Consider the following 15294-nt stretch of genomic DNA (forward strand, 5'->3'; position numbering starts at 1 on the left):
CCGCCGACGGGAAGGTCGGTGATCCGGTGCTGGCCGGCGCGCTGCGCGTCGGCCAGGCACTCGACGGTGACGCGCTGACGAACCTGGTCGGCACCTGGCAGCGCGCGCCGCTGCAGGCGCTGGCCCGGCTGCATCTGCTCGCCGCCGCCGACCTGGTCGCCGACGAGCAGGAGCTCGGCAGGCCGCGCGCGACGCCCGGCGTCGCCGAGCGGCTGGACATGCTGGTGCAGACCGTCCAGGCGAGCAAGGCGCCCGCGCCGGTGATCGCGGCGGTCGTGCACGGTGAGCTGCTGTCGCTGCGGCCCTTCGGCACCGCCGACGGTGTCGTCGCGCGGGCGGCGTCGCGCCTGGTGACGGTGTCGAGCGGGCTCGACCCGCGTAGCCTCGGCGTACCGGAGGTGTTCTGGCTGCGACGTCGCCAGGCCTACCTGGACGCGGCGGCCGGGTTCGGCATGGGCACGCCGGAGGGGGTCGGCGGCTGGGTGCTGTTCTGCGCGGGCGCGCTCGAAGACGGTGCCAGGGAGGCGAACTCGATCGCCGACGCGGCCGCGGGCTGAGGCTTCCCCACACATCGAAACGGGCGGCGTGCCGATTACTCGGCCTCACCGCCCGCTAGCACGGAACACCCGGTTACCAAGCGTGCTCGGTGGGTTGTGTTCGGTGGCCTCGGCGATCATCCGAACCCCGCCGGTTCATCCCCGCAACCTGTGCGAGGCGTTCGCCGACGACTGCCCGAATTTCGCAGGCCCACAACTCTTCTGCCCTTGTCGCGGCGCGCTCCGCGTGGGTGCCTGGCGTCCGTGCTGGGAAGGGTGGGATGGGAGGCGAAACCTTCTCTTCCGGCTCCGTCTTGGCCTTCCGTCCTTCCGTGACTCCATTCTTACACTGTGATGGCACTCACAGCAAGCGTATCGATGGCATCACCGGATAAGACTATTTTCGGCGTGTCGGCGGGCGATTCATGCTGGGGATTCGCAGGTCAGCGACGTTTCCGCAGCAGTCGATAGCTGATCGCGCCGGCGACGATCGCGCTCAATCCGACGGCCGCGGTGGCGGCCACGGTGGTGGTCGACGGCGCCTGGAAGCGCGACCACAGCGACACCGGATTGGAGAAGGTGAGCACCGGCCAGCCCCGGGCGACGGCCTCCTTGCGCAGCGCGCGGTCGGGGTTGACCGCCGTCGGGTGACCGACCGCGCTCAGCATCGGCAGATCGGTCACCGAATCGGAGTAGGCGTAGCAGCGGGACAGGTCGTAACCCTCTGTGGCCGCCAGCTTCTCGATCGCGGCGACCTTGCCCTCGCCGTAGCAGTAGAACTCGATGTCGCCGGTGTACTTGCCGTCCTCGACGACCATCCTGGTCGCCTCGGTATGCGAGGCGCCGAGCACCTCGGCTATCGGCGTGACGATCTCCTCGCCGGAGGCCGAGACGATCACCACGTCGTGGCCGCGGATCTTGTGGTCGGCGATCAGATCGGCGGCCTCGGCGTAGATCAGCGGGTCGACGAGATCGTGAAGGGTCTCGGCGACAATGGATTTCACCTGCTCGACATCCCAGCCCGCGCACATGTTGGCGAGGTTTGCCCGCATTCGTTCCATCTGGTCGTGATCGGCCCCGGAAAGCAGGAACAAAAAGTGCGCGTAGCTGCTCTCCAGCACGGCTCGGCGGTTGAGCAGACCCTGGGCGTAGAACGGTTTGCTGAACACGAACGCGCTCGACTTCGCGATCACCGTTTTGTCGAGATCGAAGAAGGCCGCGACGCGTCCGCCCGGCACCGCCGCTCGGCCCGACGCGGCGAGTCTTGTGTCCGGAAGCGGAGTCTGGTCACGTTCGGCCGTCACGACAACAGAATAGGCACGCCGCCCGCGGCGCGCAGGAACCGCCCGTCCGGGGCGGCTCGAGAGTTTGCCCCGGGGACGCCGGAGGCCGCGAATCGCCGAAAGATGGTGGCGAACGCTACTTGCGCCTGCGCCGGGGGATGGGTGTAGTATTGCTGGCACCTGGACATGGTCCAGGCGCGTTCAGCCCGACCCCCCGGGGCTGAACCCGACGGCCCCAGCCTCCTCCCCCCCGGCTGGGGCCGTCCTCTATTTCCGGGTAGATCGCCCGAGTTCTCCACACCCCCGAGTTATCCACAATCGCCGTGTGGCCGCTGTTGAGAAGTGTCGGGCTCGGCCACGCTGAGCTGCATGAACCTCCTCGCGGCCCCCTCAACCGCCGGACTCGCTCCCGCTCTGGTGCTCGTGCGTGACCCGAGGCTGCGTGCCGAAGTGCGTCGGGTCGCCGCGGCCGCCGAGCGGGTCACCGACGAGCGCAGCATGCCTGTCGGGCGGCACGCGTGGTCAGGAGCGGGCCTGGTGATCCTCGACACCGCCGCCGCCACCGTCGCCGCCGCGGCGGGCTGCCCGCGACGGCCGGGGATCGTGCTCGTCACCGAGGGCGAACCCGCGGTACCGGACTGGCAGGCGGCCACGGCGGTGGGTGCGGAGCGAGTCGTCGCGCTGCCCGCCTGCGCGGTCGCGCTGGTCGAGCAGTTCGCCGAGCACGCCGAGTCCAGAACCGGGGAAGGCGTGGTCGTCGCGGTCGCCGGGGCAGGCGGCGGCGCCGGAGCCTCGACTCTCGCTGCGGCCATCGCCCTGCGCGCGGCCGCTCGCGGATTGCGGCCGGACACGGTGCTGATCGACGGTGCGCCGCTCGACGGCGGCATCGACCTGGTGCTCGGGATGGAGAACGTCGCCGGATTGCGCTGGCCGGATCTGGTCATCGAGGACGGTCGGGTCTCCGCGGCGGCGCTGCACAACGCGCTGCCCGCCGCCACGGCCGGGCTGGCGGTGCTGTCGTGCGGACGGCACGGCGCGGGCCTGCCACCGACCGAGCTCACTCCCGCCGCGGTGCGTGCGGTCATCGAATCCGGCAGAGCCGCAGGGGATCTGGTCGTCTGTGATGTCTCCAGCGAACGTGGCCCCGCGGCCGACGCGATGGTCGATGCCGCCGATCTGGTGGTCCTCGTCGTCCCCGCACGGCTGCGCGCCGTCGCCGCGGCCGAGGTCGTCGCGGCCTACCTCGGGGAGCGAAATCCCAATCGCGGCTTGGTGGTTCGCGGACCGGCGCCGGGCGGACTGCGCGGCGCCGAAGTCGCCGAGGTGCTCGGACTGCCGCTGCTGGCCGCGGTGCGGGGGCAGGCCGGACTGGCCGCGCGGCTCGAACGTGGTGGGCTCAGTGTGCGCAGGCGCGGTCCGCTGCGCGACGCCGCCGACGCCGTGTTGTCGATGGTGGGGGCGCCGCGATGACCACCTTCGTCACCGTCGACCTGCTCGAGCGGGTGCGGGAACGGCTCGCCGAGCACGCGGGCGCCCCCGACGCGGCGCAGCTGGCCGCCGCGATCCGTGCCGAAGCGGGCGGCGTGCTCGCCGACACCGACCTGCTGCGCGCATTGCGTCTGCTGCAGACGGAGATGACCGGAGCGGGTCTGCTCGAGCCGCTGCTGCACGATCCCCGGGTCGCCGATGTGCTCGTCACCGGACCCGACTCGGTGTGGATCGACCGTGGTCACGGACTCGAGCGGACCGAGGTGCAGTTCGCCGACGAGGCCGCAGTGCGCAGGCTCGCCCAGCGGCTCGCCCTCGCCGCGGGCCGCAGGCTCGACGATGCCCAGCCCTGGGTCGACGGCAAGCTCGCCGGTACCGAGGCGACGCTCGGCGACGCTTTCGGTGTCCGCCTGCACGCGGTCCTCGCGCCCGTCGCCCACGACGGCACCTGCCTGTCCCTGCGCGTCCTGCGCCCCGCCACCCAGGGCCTGACCGCCCTGTCGGCCGCCGGATCGGTCCCGCCGTCCGCGCTCCGGCTGCTCACCGACATCGTGCGCGCCCGGCTGGCCTTCCTCGTCGTCGGCGGCACCGGCGCGGGCAAGACCACCCTGCTCTCGGCGCTGCTGGCCGCGGTGGATCCGGCCGAGCGGATCATCTGCGTCGAGGACGCCGCCGAACTCGCCCCTGTCCACCCCCACGTGGTGCGGCTGGTCGCCCGCACCGCCAATGTCGAGGGCGTCGGCGCGGTGACGGTGCGCGACCTGGTTCGCCAGTCGCTGCGCATGCGCCCCGACCGCATTGTCGTCGGCGAGGTGCGCGGCGCCGAAGTCGTCGACCTGCTCACCGCCCTCAACACCGGCCACGACGGCGGCGCGGGCACCGTGCACGCGAACTCCCCGCAGGAGGTGCCCGCCCGGCTGGAAGCCCTCGCCGCCCTCGGCGGCATGGACCGCGCCGCCCTGCACAGCCAGCTCGCCGCCGCGGTCCAGGTCGTCCTCCATGTCCACCGCCGCGCCGACGGCACCCGCGGCCTCCGTGAAATCGGCGTCCTCGAACGAGCCACCACCGGCATCCGCATCACCCCCGCCTGGCGCTCCGACGACGCCCCCATTCCCGCCGCCGCCGAACTCGCCCGCCTGATCGAGGTGCGACTCGGATGAGAACCACAGGCGCGGGAGCATGGCCGGTCCGCATCGACGGCGGTTCCCCGCAGGTCGACGACTCGAGCCCGGCCCGACGCGATGACCTAGCCCACGCACTGTGCTGCGGCAGCACCGTCAGCGAGCCCGCCGACCGCAGCGGCGATGAACCCGCTGGCGCGCATGCCGAGACGTGGCCGGTTCGCGAGACCGATGTGTTCTCGAAGGTCGACGATCGCTCGGCCCGGGACCTTGGCTCAACAAGCGATCGGCGGGTGGCTGGGATGCCGTGCACGAGCGTCGGCGTGTGGCCGGTGCATTGGGGCGGCACGTCGCCGGCGGGCAGTGGTCTCCGCGGGGCGACGGGTCGAGGACAAGCGGTCGACCTACCCGACGCGGGTGCCGCTGTTCCGCCGACCGGCGGAAGTGGCACGTCTTCGCAGGCCCGGAATCATTCGGTCCGCGCTCGCGGCCCGGCGCGGGTCAGCACGTCGGCTGGGTCTCGTTGTGTGCCTGGGTCATCGGCCACAGGTGCCGGTATGTGGCCGGTTCGCGCCGACCCCGGATTCGCACGGGCTGGAGACCATGGGTCGGTGCGAGCCGATGGGGTGCGAGGACAGGGAGCGCGAGGCGACGGGGTGCGAGGTCGTCGTGCGGTCGGAACTAGGAAATCGGTTCGGCTGCGTGGAGTGGTGTCGCGGGCCGTTCGCCTGACAGTCGAAGTGACACTGTCGAAATGGCTTTGGGGACGCGGTCGGCGAGGTGGCAGCGAACCTGCTGTGGTGCTGCCCGCCGATCAGGTGAGTTCTCCATCGACGGGATCGAGCGTGTGTCTGTGTACGGCTTCGCCTGGCGAGGAGGCCGGTGGGCCAGATCGCTCGGACGTGAAGGTCGGCGGGCCGGGTCGTTCGGGCGTGGGGGCCGGTGCTCCGGATTGCTCGGACGGGGAGGTCGGCGGGCCCAATCGCTCGGGTATGGAGCTCTGCGGCTCGGTTCGCTCGGGTGAGGAGATCAACGGTCAGGATCGCCCGGGTGCGGGGATCGTCGGCCCAGATCACCAGGTCGAGTTCGCCATCGATGTGGCGTTCGCGGAGGCGGAAGCGGTGCCGGCCGGTGGGTTGGCGCAGGGGACTGCACCGGACCTGACCATGGTGCAGGGGAGTGCTCCGCCCTCGTCGGCGGGCGAAGTGGCACTGGTGTCCGAGGCGGGATCGACGCGAAACAGTCAGCGGTGCCATGCGACAGGACGACACGGAGGTAGCGATGGTGGTCGGACTGCTCTGTTGCGCGGCGGCGGTGCTGATGCTTCCCGCGGCGGGCGATCGGCGGCGCTTTCGGCGGTTGTTCGATGTGGGCGGTGCGCGCGCGGTGCGACGGATACCGGTGACCTGGGGTGTGGGAATCGGGTTGGGGTGCATGGCCTTCGCGTGGGGAGTCGGGACGGGGCTGGCGGTGCTGATGGTGGGCGTCACCGTCGCGGTACGGAATCGGCGCGGTCGTGGTGAGCGCGTTCGGCGGGCGGAGTGCGGCCATCTGCTGGCCGGTCTCGAGGCGGTCGTCGGTGAGCTGCGAGTCGGTGCGCATCCGAGTGCTGCCGCCGAAGCCGCGGCCGCGGAGTCCCGTGGGGAAGCGGCTCGGGTGCTGGCGATCAGCGCGGGCCGCAGCCGGCTCGGCGGCTCGGGAGCCGATGGCTGGTTGCACCCGGAATCACCGGTCGCTGAGGAATTGTCGCGCGTCGCCACCGCCTGGCGGGTGGCCGAGGAGCACGGTCTCGCCTTGGCAGAGCTGCTGTCCGCGGCTAGGACCGATCTCCTCGGCCGCATCCGATTCCGCGACCGCACCGAGGCAGCCCTCGCCGGAGCTCGGGCGTCGGCCTCTGTCCTCGCCGGTCTACCCCTGGTCGGCATCGGCCTCGGCCAGCTGATGGGCGCCGCACCGCTCTCGGTCCTGTTCGGTTCCCCCGCCGGTGAACTGCTCCTCCCACTGGGCGCCGGCCTGGCCTGCTGTGGATTGCTGTGGACAGATGTCATCACCCGACGGGGAACGGCATGACCGCCCCCGTCGCCACACTCGGCCGCACGTATCGACGCCGACGCCCTCCTCGGGAACCGATCGCCACGGCGGTGGAACGCGGGATGCGGCCTGCGATCACGGTGATCAGGATCGGAGGCCCGTGGGATGCGGCGCTTATGCGCACGAGCCTCGAGAGAACGACAGCATCGCGGTCCGCATAGGCAACGGAGCGTCTTGTGGCGAAATGCGTTCGGGCAGAGCCGTCGAGGGGCGCGGCGTGACCGGAGCTGAACAGCTCGACCTGGGAGATCGCACCCGAGACCAGCGCAATTCGGGGCTCCTGTGGTCCAGCGACATCGCTGAGCGCCACGCCGACCGGCTCAGGTGGCGTCGCGGGACCAGCGCGTAATGCCTTGCTGGCGTGTGTTTTCAGCGCACGTGCCAGCAGTACGAAACGAATGCATCGTGGGGAGGGACTGCTGTGTACTACTCGGAAGGACCGCCATCGCCTGCCGCGCTCCTGGTCGCCGCGATGGCGGTGGCATTGCTGCCCGGTCGAGTGGCGGTGAGCCGACGGGTGCGGGCACTCGGGCGGGCACCGACCGCGGCGCGCGAGGTGGGGCGGGGAAAGTCGAAGCCCGACCCGCTGGGGTCTGCTTCGGCCTTCGATCTGCTGGCGGCGTGCCTCCGGGCGGGGCTGCCCTTGGCCGCGGCCGCGCGGGCTGGTGCGGGGACGGCGCCGCCGGTGTTGCGGGCCGCACTGCTCCGGGCGGCTGATCTGCTGGCCCTCGGTGCGGATGCGGCGACGGCTTGGGAACGGGCCGCGGCGGATGCGGTGGGGTCGGCTGGTGCGGACGAGGTCGAATCGCTGGCACGGATGGCGCGGCGCTCCGCACGCTCCGGTTCCTCACTCGCGGCTGCCGTCGGGGAGCTGGCGGATCAGCGGCGTGAGGCGGTGGCGGACGCCGCGGTCGCGCGGGCCGAACGTGCGGGTGTGCTGATCGGCGGGCCACTCGGGCTGTGCTTCCTGCCCGCCTTCGTCTGCCTCGGCATCGTCCCAGTCGTGGTCGGCCTGGCGGATCGGGTCCTCGGCGACGGCGGCCTGCTGTGACCGGCCTCGACAGGGCCGACGAATCGTCACCACACGGATCGGCCGGGTGGTGTGGAAGGAGAGGGGATCACGATGACGTTCGTACGCGCCGTATATATAGGAGCGCGGACGCGGATCACGCGCCTGCTGATCGACGACGACGGTATGTCCACCGCGGAGTATGCGATCGGCACGATCGCGGCCGCGGCGTTCGGTGCGGTGCTCTACGGGGTGGTGACAGGGGACAGCATCGTCAACGCGCTGACCCAGATCATCGACAAGGCGCTCAACACGAATGTGTAAAACGGTGCGGCACAAGTATTCTCGGTGACGAAGCGGGTGCGGTGACGGTCGAGGCCGCCATCGCGCTCGCCGCGCTGGTGTGCGCGGTGGTGCTGTGCGTCGGAGCCCTGCTGGCCGCATCGACCCAGGTGCGTTGTGTCGACGCGGCACGCGAGGCGGCGAGGTTGGCCGCCCGTGGCGACGCGGCGCACGCCCTCGCGGCGGCTCGGAGCGTCGCGCCGCCCGGTGCGACCGTCGAGGTCCGGGGTGACGGAGACCGCATGGTGGCGGTGGTCACCGTGGGAACCGCGTTGTTGCCCGGTCTGCGGCTGCGTGCCGAGGCGGTCGCGACCACCGAGCCGGGAGTCGGTCGATGACCGGCGCGCGAGTGCGGGTCCCGGCCGGTGATGCCGGCGGGGCGACGGTGTTCGCGTGCACGGCGCTCGCGGCCTTGATCGCGCTGACCTTGGTGATCGGTCAGGTGGGCGCGGTGGTGGTCGGTCGGCACCGGGCGCAGGCGGCGGCCGACCTCGGCGCGTTGGGTGCGGCGAGTGTGCTGGCCGAGGGGGCCGAGGCGGCGTGCGCCGAGGCCGTGGAGGTCGGGCGGAGGATGGGTGTGCGGGTGGCGCGGTGTGTTGCCGAGCAGTGGGATGTGGTGGTCGCGGTGGAGGCGAATGCGTCATTCGGAGTGTTCGGCGCGCGCACCATCGCGGCCGCGGCACGCGCTGGACCGGTGGACGAGAGTGGGTGACGTGGAAGTGTTATCACTGGTCGGTGGTTGTTCCGCACCGAACTAATCCACAATTCCGCCGAGCTCTATTCCCTGAATTTCATGCACATTCTTTTATGAGGAGAGAACTAAACGAAAATAATGATGTGGCCTACTCCGGGGCGTCCGTCGGCAATGCACCAGTTAACAGAAGAGTTATCCTTTTTAATCGGGATACCACGGGCGGCGTCGGCGTCCTCGCTGGTCAACGCAAAAATGGTCGGGCGACCAGCATTCTTGAAGCGAGGTGTAGCGCCGGTCACGTCACCGGCGCGGCGGTATCACGACTTCGCCGCTGTGCCGGAGTGGGCTCGCAACTCGCCGAGGACGGCGACCAGGAGCCGGGCCGCCGCGTCCTTGTCCAGCGGATTGTTCCCGTTGCCGCACTTGGGTGACTGCACGCACGAGGGGCACCCGTCCTGGCACCCGCAACTGCGGATGACGCCGAGTGTGGCGGCCAACCAGTCGTCCAGCCGGGCGAATCCTCGCTCGGCGAAGCCCGCGCCGCCGGGTTGCCCGTCGTAGACGAACACGGTCGGCGCGCCGGTGTCGGGGTGCTCGGCGATCGAGACGCCGCCGATGTCCCAGCGGTCGCAGCCGGCGACCAGCGGCAGCATGCCGATCGCGGCGTGTTCGGCGGCATGCAGAGCGCCGGGGAGCTCGTCGTCGGAGATCCCGGCGGCGGCCAGGAGTCGGGGCGTGACGGTATAGAGGACGGCCTTGGTGTGCAGCGTCTGGGCGGGCAGATCGAGTTCGACCTGGTCGAGCACCTCGCCCGTGACCAGCGTGCGGAGGTAGCCGACGACCTGATTGGTGACCGCGACCTGCGCGGATGCGGTGGTGACGGCGCCGAAGACGCGCTCCTCGGTCACCGCGTCGATGGTGATCGAGGTGACCTGACGAGCACTGGTGGTGAAGCCGGGGTCCACCTCGTTGACGAAGGCGACGCCACCGTCGAGGTCGAGTTCGTCGACCAGGTAGGTCTCGCCCTGGTGCAGGTGCACGGCGCCGTTGTGCAGGGTCGCGGGTGCCCGGCCCGCGTCGGCCGTGCCGAGCAGGCGCCCGGATTCGGCGTCGACGATGGCCACCGGCGTGCCGAGTCCGCCGCGCACGTCCACGGCGTCGTGGGGATGGGTGTGCGCGGTGACGTGCCACCGTCCCGGCCCGCCGCCAGGGCCGGGGCGGTGCCGGATCAATCCCTCTTCGGCCAGGTCGGCGAGCACAGCACCGGCGCCGAGCTCGGTCACCTCGTCGTCGGTGAGCGGCAACTCCATGGCCGCGCAGAGCAGCTGCGGCCCCAGGACATAGGGGTTGTAGGGGTCGGTGATGGTGGCCTCGATCGGCCGGTCCAGCAGCGCTTCCGGGTGATGGACGAGATAGGTGTCGAGCGGATCGTCGGTGGCGACCAGCACCACGAGCGAACCCTGCAGCCGCCTGCCCGCACGCCCGGCCTGCTGCCAGAACGAGGCGACGGTGCCGGGAAAACCCGCGATGACCACGGCGTCGAGGCCCGCGATATCGACACCGAGTTCGAGCGCGTTGGTGCTGGCGGCGCCGAGCAGGGTGCCCTCCGAGAGCGATCGCTCCAGCTCCCGGCGGTCCTCGGCCAGGTAGCCGGCGCGATAGGCCGCGACCCGTTCCTGCAGCTCAGGGGCTCGTTCGGCGAGGACGCGGCGGGCGTCGAGCGCGATCAGTTCGGCACCCCTGCGCGAGCGGACGAAGGTGAGTGTCCTGGCGCCCTCGGTCACCAGGCTCGCCATGATCTTGGCGGCCTCACCGGTCGCGGTGCGGCGCACGGGCGCGCCGTTCTCGCCGGTCACCGCGGCGCTCAACGGTGGTTCCCACAGGGCGACGGTCCTGGCGCCGTGCGGCGAGGCGTCCGCGGTGACGGCCGTGACCGGTGCGCCGATCAGCCTCGTCGCCGAAGCCCCGGGGTCGGCACTGGTGGCCGAGCACAGGACGAACACCGGGTCGGCGCCGTAGAACGCGGCGAGCCTGCGCAGCCTGCGCAGCACCAGGGCGACATGCGAACCGAACACGCCCCGGTAGGAGTGGCATTCGTCGACCACCACGTAGCGAAGATTGCGCAGCACGCGCGCCCAGCGCTGATGCGAACGCAGCATCCCGACGTGCAGCATGTCGGGATTGGTGAAGATCCACCGGGCGTTGGCCCGTACCCACTGCCTGATCTCGGCGGGGGTGTCACCGTCGTAGCTCGCCGGATGGGCCTCCCGCAGGGGATTGTCATGGATCAGCCCGCCGACCGCGCGCAGCTGATCGGCGCCGAGCGCCTTGGTGGGGGACAGGTACAGCGCGGTTGCTCGCGGGTCGTCGTGCAGGGCGGTGAGGACCGGCAGAAGGTAGCCGAGAGATTTCCCGGACGCGGTCCCGGTGCTGACGACGACGTGTTTTCCGGCCGCCGCCAGCTCGGCTGTGCGGGTCTGGTGCTCCCACGGCCGGTCGATCCCGGCCGCGTCCAGCGCTGTGACCAGCGCGGATGGCACCCATTCCGGCCAGTCGGTGGTCCGTGCGGGCCGGGCGGGCAGCTCGGCGACATAGGTCAGGGGGTTGCCGCCGGCGGCAGCCTCGACCAGGACACGATTCAGCAACGATCGCCCGTAGCTTTCGCCCGAAGTCGTCGGCTGGACCTCGGTCCGCTCTGCCGGATTCATCCCATCGCCCTCTCGCGCCACGCCGGAAGTGTGAAACGTGTGTGTGCGGCGAGCGCTACCTGCGATTTCGTAACCCAATAGCGACCTGGGTCACAGCAGGTTTGCTGGAAGCTCACCCGGTTATCGTGAAGCAAACAGACTGGAAGTACGGATTCACCCAATCTCTCCCTCACCTGCGCATTCGCAAGATCAAGAATTTTGCAAATTGTCGGTAACTCGACTGTTGAATTGCTCGTGGACATGGTTCACTGGGTCTCGGTCGCAAGCTTCTGTGTTCGAGGGACGGATCGAAAGTCCAAACCATCAGCAGGATCGATGTTGCGAACGCCGTGCTCAGGCTTTCCTTGCAGGGGGACCAACAGTACAGCGGTCGGAACGGACCCGGTGGACGAACCCAGTTGTCCGCCGTTCCGGTAAGAAAGAGAAGGAACAGAATGGCACAGGGAACTGTGAAGTGGTTCAACGCGGAGAAGGGGTTCGGCTTCATCGCGCCCGAGGACGGCTCCGCTGACGTCTTCGTCCACTACTCGGAGATCCAGGGCACGGGCTTCCGTACCCTCGAGGAGAACCAGAAGGTCGAGTTCGAGGTCGGCCAGGGCACCAAGGGCCCGCAGGCCACCGGCGTTCGCGCGCTCTCCTGAGCTGCGAATCGAAACAACGCCCGTCCCCCACCTCCTACGCGGAGGTGGGGGACGAGCCATTTCAGGGGTAAGGTCGCCCAGAAGTTCTCCGGGCCGAGCAGGCCGGAAACCCGCGGCGCCAGCCGCCGTGGACGCAGCTACCCAAGTGCGCAAGGTATAAACGTCACTGGTGGCGATGTCCGAACGTCGCGCCGTCTGCCCCAGCCGCGCACCGAGCGGACCTCCCGACGCGCGGATATAGAAGGAAGGTGTTCGCCGGTGGCAACACGAGACCGCAGTTCAGCCGACCAGGGGCGTCCCCTGCGTCGTCTCGTGATCGTCGAGTCCCCGACGAAGGCCCGCAAGATCGCGCCTTACCTGGGCCGCAACTACACCGTCGAAGCCTCGGTGGGTCATATCCGTGACTTGCCGCGCGGCGCCGCGGACGTGCCCGCCAAATACAAGGGGCAGTCCTGGGCGCGCCTCGGCGTCGACGTCGATCACGACTTCGAGCCGATCTATGTCGTCAGCCCGGATAAGAAGGCCAAGGTCTCCGAGCTCAAGAGCCTGTTGGCCGACGCCGACGAGCTCTATCTCGCCACCGACCCCGACCGCGAGGGCGAGGCGATCGCCTGGCACCTGCTCGAGACGCTCAAGCCGAAGGTCCCGGTCCGCCGAATGGTCTTCCACGAGATCACCGAGCCGGCCATCCTCGCGGCCGCCGCCGACACTCGCGAACTCGACAACGATCTGGTCGACGCGCAGGAGACCCGCCGCATCCTGGACCGCCTCTACGGCTACGAAGTCAGTCCGGTGCTGTGGAAGAAGGTCATGCCGCGCCTGTCGGCGGGCCGCGTGCAGTCCGTGGCCACCCGCGTCATCGTGCGGCGTGAGCGTGAGCGCATGGCGTTCCGCTCCGCCGAATACTGGGACATCGCCGCCAAGCTCGACGCCGGCGTCGACGAGAACTCCGATTCGACCAACCCGCGCACGTTCGGCGCGCGCCTGGTCCAGGTCGAGGGCGACCGGGTCGCCTCCGGTCGTGACTTCGGGTCCGACGGTCAGCTCAAGTCGGCGACCGGTGTCGTCGTGCTGGACGAGGCCTACGCGAACCGGCTGGCCGAGGCGCTCGACGGCGCTGACCTGGTCGTCTCCTCCGCCGAGGCCAAGCCGTACTCGCGCAAGCCGTATCCGCCGTTCATGACCTCGACGTTGCAGCAGGAAGCGGGGCGCAAGCTGCGCTTCACCTCCGAGCGCACGATGCGGGTGGCGCAGCGGCTGTACGAAAACGGTTACATCACCTACATGCGTACCGACTCGACCACGCTGTCGGAGTCGGCCATCGCGGCCGCGCGTTCGCAGGCCACGCAGCTCTACGGCGCGGAGTACGTCTCGCCGACGCCGCGCCAGTACACCCGCAAGGTCAAGAACGCGCAGGAAGCGCACGAGGCGATCCGCCCGTCCGGTGACACGTTCATGACCCCTGGCCAGCTGGCGTCCAAGGTCGACCAGGACGAGTTCCGGCTCTACGAGCTGATCTGGCAGCGCACCGTCGCCTCGCAGATGGCCGACGCGCGCGGCACCACGCTGACCTTGCGGATCACCGGCACCGCCCGGACCGGTGAGGAGTGCGTGTTCTCCTCCTCGGGCCGCACGATCACCTTCCCCGGCTTCCTCAAGGCCTATGTCGAGAGCGTCGACGAGGAAGCGGGCGGTCAGTCCGACGACGCCGAATCCCGGTTGCCCGCACTGGAAGAGGGCCAGGGCGTCACCGCCGTCGAGCTCACCCCGGACGGGCACAGCACCAATCCGCCCGCGCGCTACACCGAAGCGTCGCTGATCAAGACGCTCGAGGAGCTCGGCATCGGCCGCCCGTCGACGTACTCCTCGATCATCAAGACGATTCTCGATCGCGGTTACGTCTACAAACGCGGCAGCGCGCTGGTGCCCTCGTGGGTGGCGTTCGCGGTGGTCGGCCTGCTCGAGGCCTACTTCGGGCGACTGGTCGACTTCGACTTCACCGCCGCGATGGAGGACGACCTCGACGCGATCGCCGGTGGCCGTGAGCAGCGCGGAAACTGGTTGTCCAGCTTCTACTTCGGCGGTGATCACGGCGCCGAGGGTTCGGTGGCGCGCTCGGGTGGCCTGAAGAAGATGGTCGGCGAGCAGCTCGACGACATCGATGCCCGCGAAGTGAACTCGATCAAGATGTTCGTCGACGAGGAGGGCCGCGATGTCGTGGTCCGCGTCGGCCGCTTCGGTCCGTACCTGGAGCGGATGATCGTCAATCCCGATGACCCGGACGGTGATCCGGTGTCGCAGCGGGCGAACCTGCCCGACGATCTGCCGCCGGACGAGCTGACCCGAGAGGTCGCCGAGAAGCTGTTCTCGACGCCTCAGGAGGGCCGCTCACTCGGCGTCGACCCGGTGTCCGGACACGAAATCGTCGCCAAGGAAGGCCGTTTCGGCCCGTACGTTACCGAGGTGCTGCCCGAGCCGCCCGCGCCGGATCCGGCCGCGACGCCGGCGAAGAAGACCGCCAAGAAAGCGGCCGAGGTCAAGCCGCGCACCGGCTCGCTGTTCAAGTCGATGGATCTGGCGACGATCACCCTCGACGACGCGCTCAAGCTGCTCTCGCTGCCGCGTGTGGTCGGCAACGACCCGACCTCGGGCGAGGAGATCACCGCGCAGAACGGCCGATACGGGCCCTACCTGAAGAAGGGCACCGATTCGCGCTCGCTGGCGACCGAGGAACAGTTGTTCTCCGTCACCCTCGACGAGGCGCTCAAGCTCTACGCCGAGCCGAAGCGGCGCGGTCGGCAGGCGGCGAGCGCGGCCCCGCTGCGGGAGCTGGGCAACGACTCGGCGACGAACAAGCCGATGGTGATCAAGGACGGCCGGTTCGGCCCGTACGTCACCGACGGTGAGACCAACGCCAGCCTGCGCAAGGGCGACGAGGTCGAGTCGATCACCGACGAGCGCGCGTCCGAGCTGCTCGCCGATCGCCGGGCCCGTGGTCCGGTGAAGAAGGCGGCCAAGAAGACGACCGCGAAGAAGGCCGCCAAGAAGGCGCCGGCGAAGAAGGCGGCGGCGACGTCGACCGCGACGAAGACCGCCACCAAGACCGCGGCCAAGAAGACCGCGGCGAAGAAGACCGCGGCCAAGAAGGCGCCCGCGAAGAAGGCGGCGTCGAAAACTGCCGGTACCGACGCGGACTGACACCGCGCGCGGACAGGGGGCGGGTTCCCGGCGGCTGGTCGGATCGGTCCAGGCGAGCGTCTCGGCCGCGCGGTCGGTCTCTCGGCGCCGCTGTGATGGCACGCGGGTGTTCGTCGCAGCGGTCATGATGGGCGAACAAGCGCTACCGTGGCGGCCGGTCCGGGCCGCGGCGGTCCGGCCGTC

At 70.0% G+C, this 15294-nt stretch carries 12 protein-coding genes; 10 read left to right on the plus strand and 2 right to left on the minus strand.

Annotated features, from left to right (window positions below):
• A partial coding sequence (locus tag V8688_RS18055) for an oxidoreductase (RefSeq protein ID WP_342801299.1) occupies positions 1-557 on the plus strand: 557 nt, incomplete at its 5' end.
• 422 nt (positions 558-979) lie between these two features.
• Here V8688_RS18055 and V8688_RS18060 read toward each other — a convergent pair.
• On the minus strand, positions 980-1774 hold the full coding sequence (locus tag V8688_RS18060; protein ID WP_218720744.1) for an HAD-IB family hydrolase: 795 nt from the start codon (positions 1772-1774) through the stop codon (positions 980-982).
• Between the two features lie 414 nt (positions 1775-2188).
• Here V8688_RS18060 and ssd point away from each other — a divergent pair, with 414 nt between their 5' ends.
• The 7 genes from ssd to V8688_RS18095 all read left to right on the plus strand — a co-directional run bounded on the left by ssd (position 2189) and on the right by V8688_RS18095 (position 8582).
• Positions 2189-3289, plus strand: coding sequence for a septum site-determining protein Ssd (gene ssd, locus V8688_RS18065; protein ID WP_218720679.1), 1101 nt, complete (start codon positions 2189-2191; stop codon positions 3287-3289).
• Positions 3286-4467, plus strand: a complete 1182-nt coding sequence (locus V8688_RS18070) for a TadA family conjugal transfer-associated ATPase (protein ID WP_342801300.1) — start codon at positions 3286-3288, stop codon at positions 4465-4467. Before ssd ends, V8688_RS18070 begins: the two co-directional genes overlap by 4 nt.
• Positions 4468-5709: 1242 nt before the next feature.
• Complete coding sequence (locus V8688_RS18075) at positions 5710-6498, plus strand: type II secretion system F family protein (protein WP_218720693.1); 789 nt, start codon at positions 5710-5712, stop codon at positions 6496-6498.
• A 493-nt stretch (positions 6499-6991) separates the two neighbouring features.
• Positions 6992-7570, plus strand: coding sequence for a type II secretion system F family protein (locus V8688_RS18080; RefSeq protein WP_218720746.1), 579 nt, complete (start codon positions 6992-6994; stop codon positions 7568-7570).
• A gap of 72 nt (positions 7571-7642) precedes the next feature.
• A complete protein-coding gene (locus V8688_RS18085) occupies positions 7643-7852 on the plus strand; it encodes a DUF4244 domain-containing protein (RefSeq protein WP_218720694.1) in 210 nt (69 codons plus the stop codon).
• A gap of 41 nt (positions 7853-7893) precedes the next feature.
• Complete coding sequence (locus V8688_RS18090; RefSeq protein ID WP_218720695.1) at positions 7894-8208, plus strand: TadE family type IV pilus minor pilin; 315 nt, start codon at positions 7894-7896, stop codon at positions 8206-8208.
• On the plus strand, positions 8205-8582 hold the full coding sequence (locus V8688_RS18095) for an Rv3654c family TadE-like protein (protein ID WP_218720696.1): 378 nt from the start codon (positions 8205-8207) through the stop codon (positions 8580-8582). Before V8688_RS18090 ends, V8688_RS18095 begins: the two co-directional genes overlap by 4 nt.
• Before the next feature lie 299 nt (positions 8583-8881).
• Here the strand turns inward: V8688_RS18095 and V8688_RS18100 are convergent, their stop codons facing one another.
• A complete protein-coding gene (locus tag V8688_RS18100; RefSeq protein WP_342801301.1) occupies positions 8882-11272 on the minus strand; it encodes a DEAD/DEAH box helicase in 2391 nt (796 codons plus the stop codon).
• A 434-nt stretch (positions 11273-11706) separates the two neighbouring features.
• On the opposite strand from V8688_RS18100, the gene V8688_RS18105 reads away from it, so the two are divergent.
• Positions 11707-11913 (plus strand): cold-shock protein, encoded by a 207-nt coding sequence (locus V8688_RS18105; RefSeq protein WP_019044597.1) that lies wholly within the window; start codon positions 11707-11709, stop codon positions 11911-11913.
• Between the two features lie 312 nt (positions 11914-12225).
• On the plus strand, positions 12226-15111 hold the full coding sequence (topA, locus tag V8688_RS18110; RefSeq protein WP_308248612.1) for a type I DNA topoisomerase: 2886 nt from the start codon (positions 12226-12228) through the stop codon (positions 15109-15111).
• The last annotated feature ends 183 nt before the right edge of the window (positions 15112-15294 follow it).

The sequence above is a fragment of the Nocardia sp. No.11 genome (assembly GCF_038752175.1).
GTDB classification, from domain to species: domain Bacteria; phylum Actinomycetota; class Actinomycetes; order Mycobacteriales; family Mycobacteriaceae; genus Nocardia; species Nocardia canadensis.

Excerpts from the sequence above, each read along its gene's own strand:
- ssd (WP_218720679.1), top strand. The coding sequence starts at position 2,189 with ATGAACCTCCTCGCGGCCCCCTCAACCGCCGGACTCGCTCCCGCTCTG.
- V8688_RS18070 (WP_342801300.1), top strand. The coding sequence starts at position 3,286 with ATGACCACCTTCGTCACCGTCGACCTGCTCGAGCGGGTGCGGGAACGG.
- V8688_RS18075 (WP_218720693.1), top strand. The coding sequence starts at position 5,710 with ATGGTGGTCGGACTGCTCTGTTGCGCGGCGGCGGTGCTGATGCTTCCC.
- V8688_RS18080 (WP_218720746.1), top strand. The coding sequence starts at position 6,992 with ATGGCGGTGGCATTGCTGCCCGGTCGAGTGGCGGTGAGCCGACGGGTG.
- V8688_RS18085 (WP_218720694.1), top strand. The coding sequence starts at position 7,643 with ATGACGTTCGTACGCGCCGTATATATAGGAGCGCGGACGCGGATCACG.
- V8688_RS18095 (WP_218720696.1), top strand. The coding sequence starts at position 8,205 with ATGACCGGCGCGCGAGTGCGGGTCCCGGCCGGTGATGCCGGCGGGGCG.
- V8688_RS18100 (WP_342801301.1), bottom strand. The coding sequence starts at position 11,272 with ATGAATCCGGCAGAGCGGACCGAGGTCCAGCCGACGACTTCGGGCGAA.
- V8688_RS18105 (WP_019044597.1), top strand. The coding sequence starts at position 11,707 with ATGGCACAGGGAACTGTGAAGTGGTTCAACGCGGAGAAGGGGTTCGGC.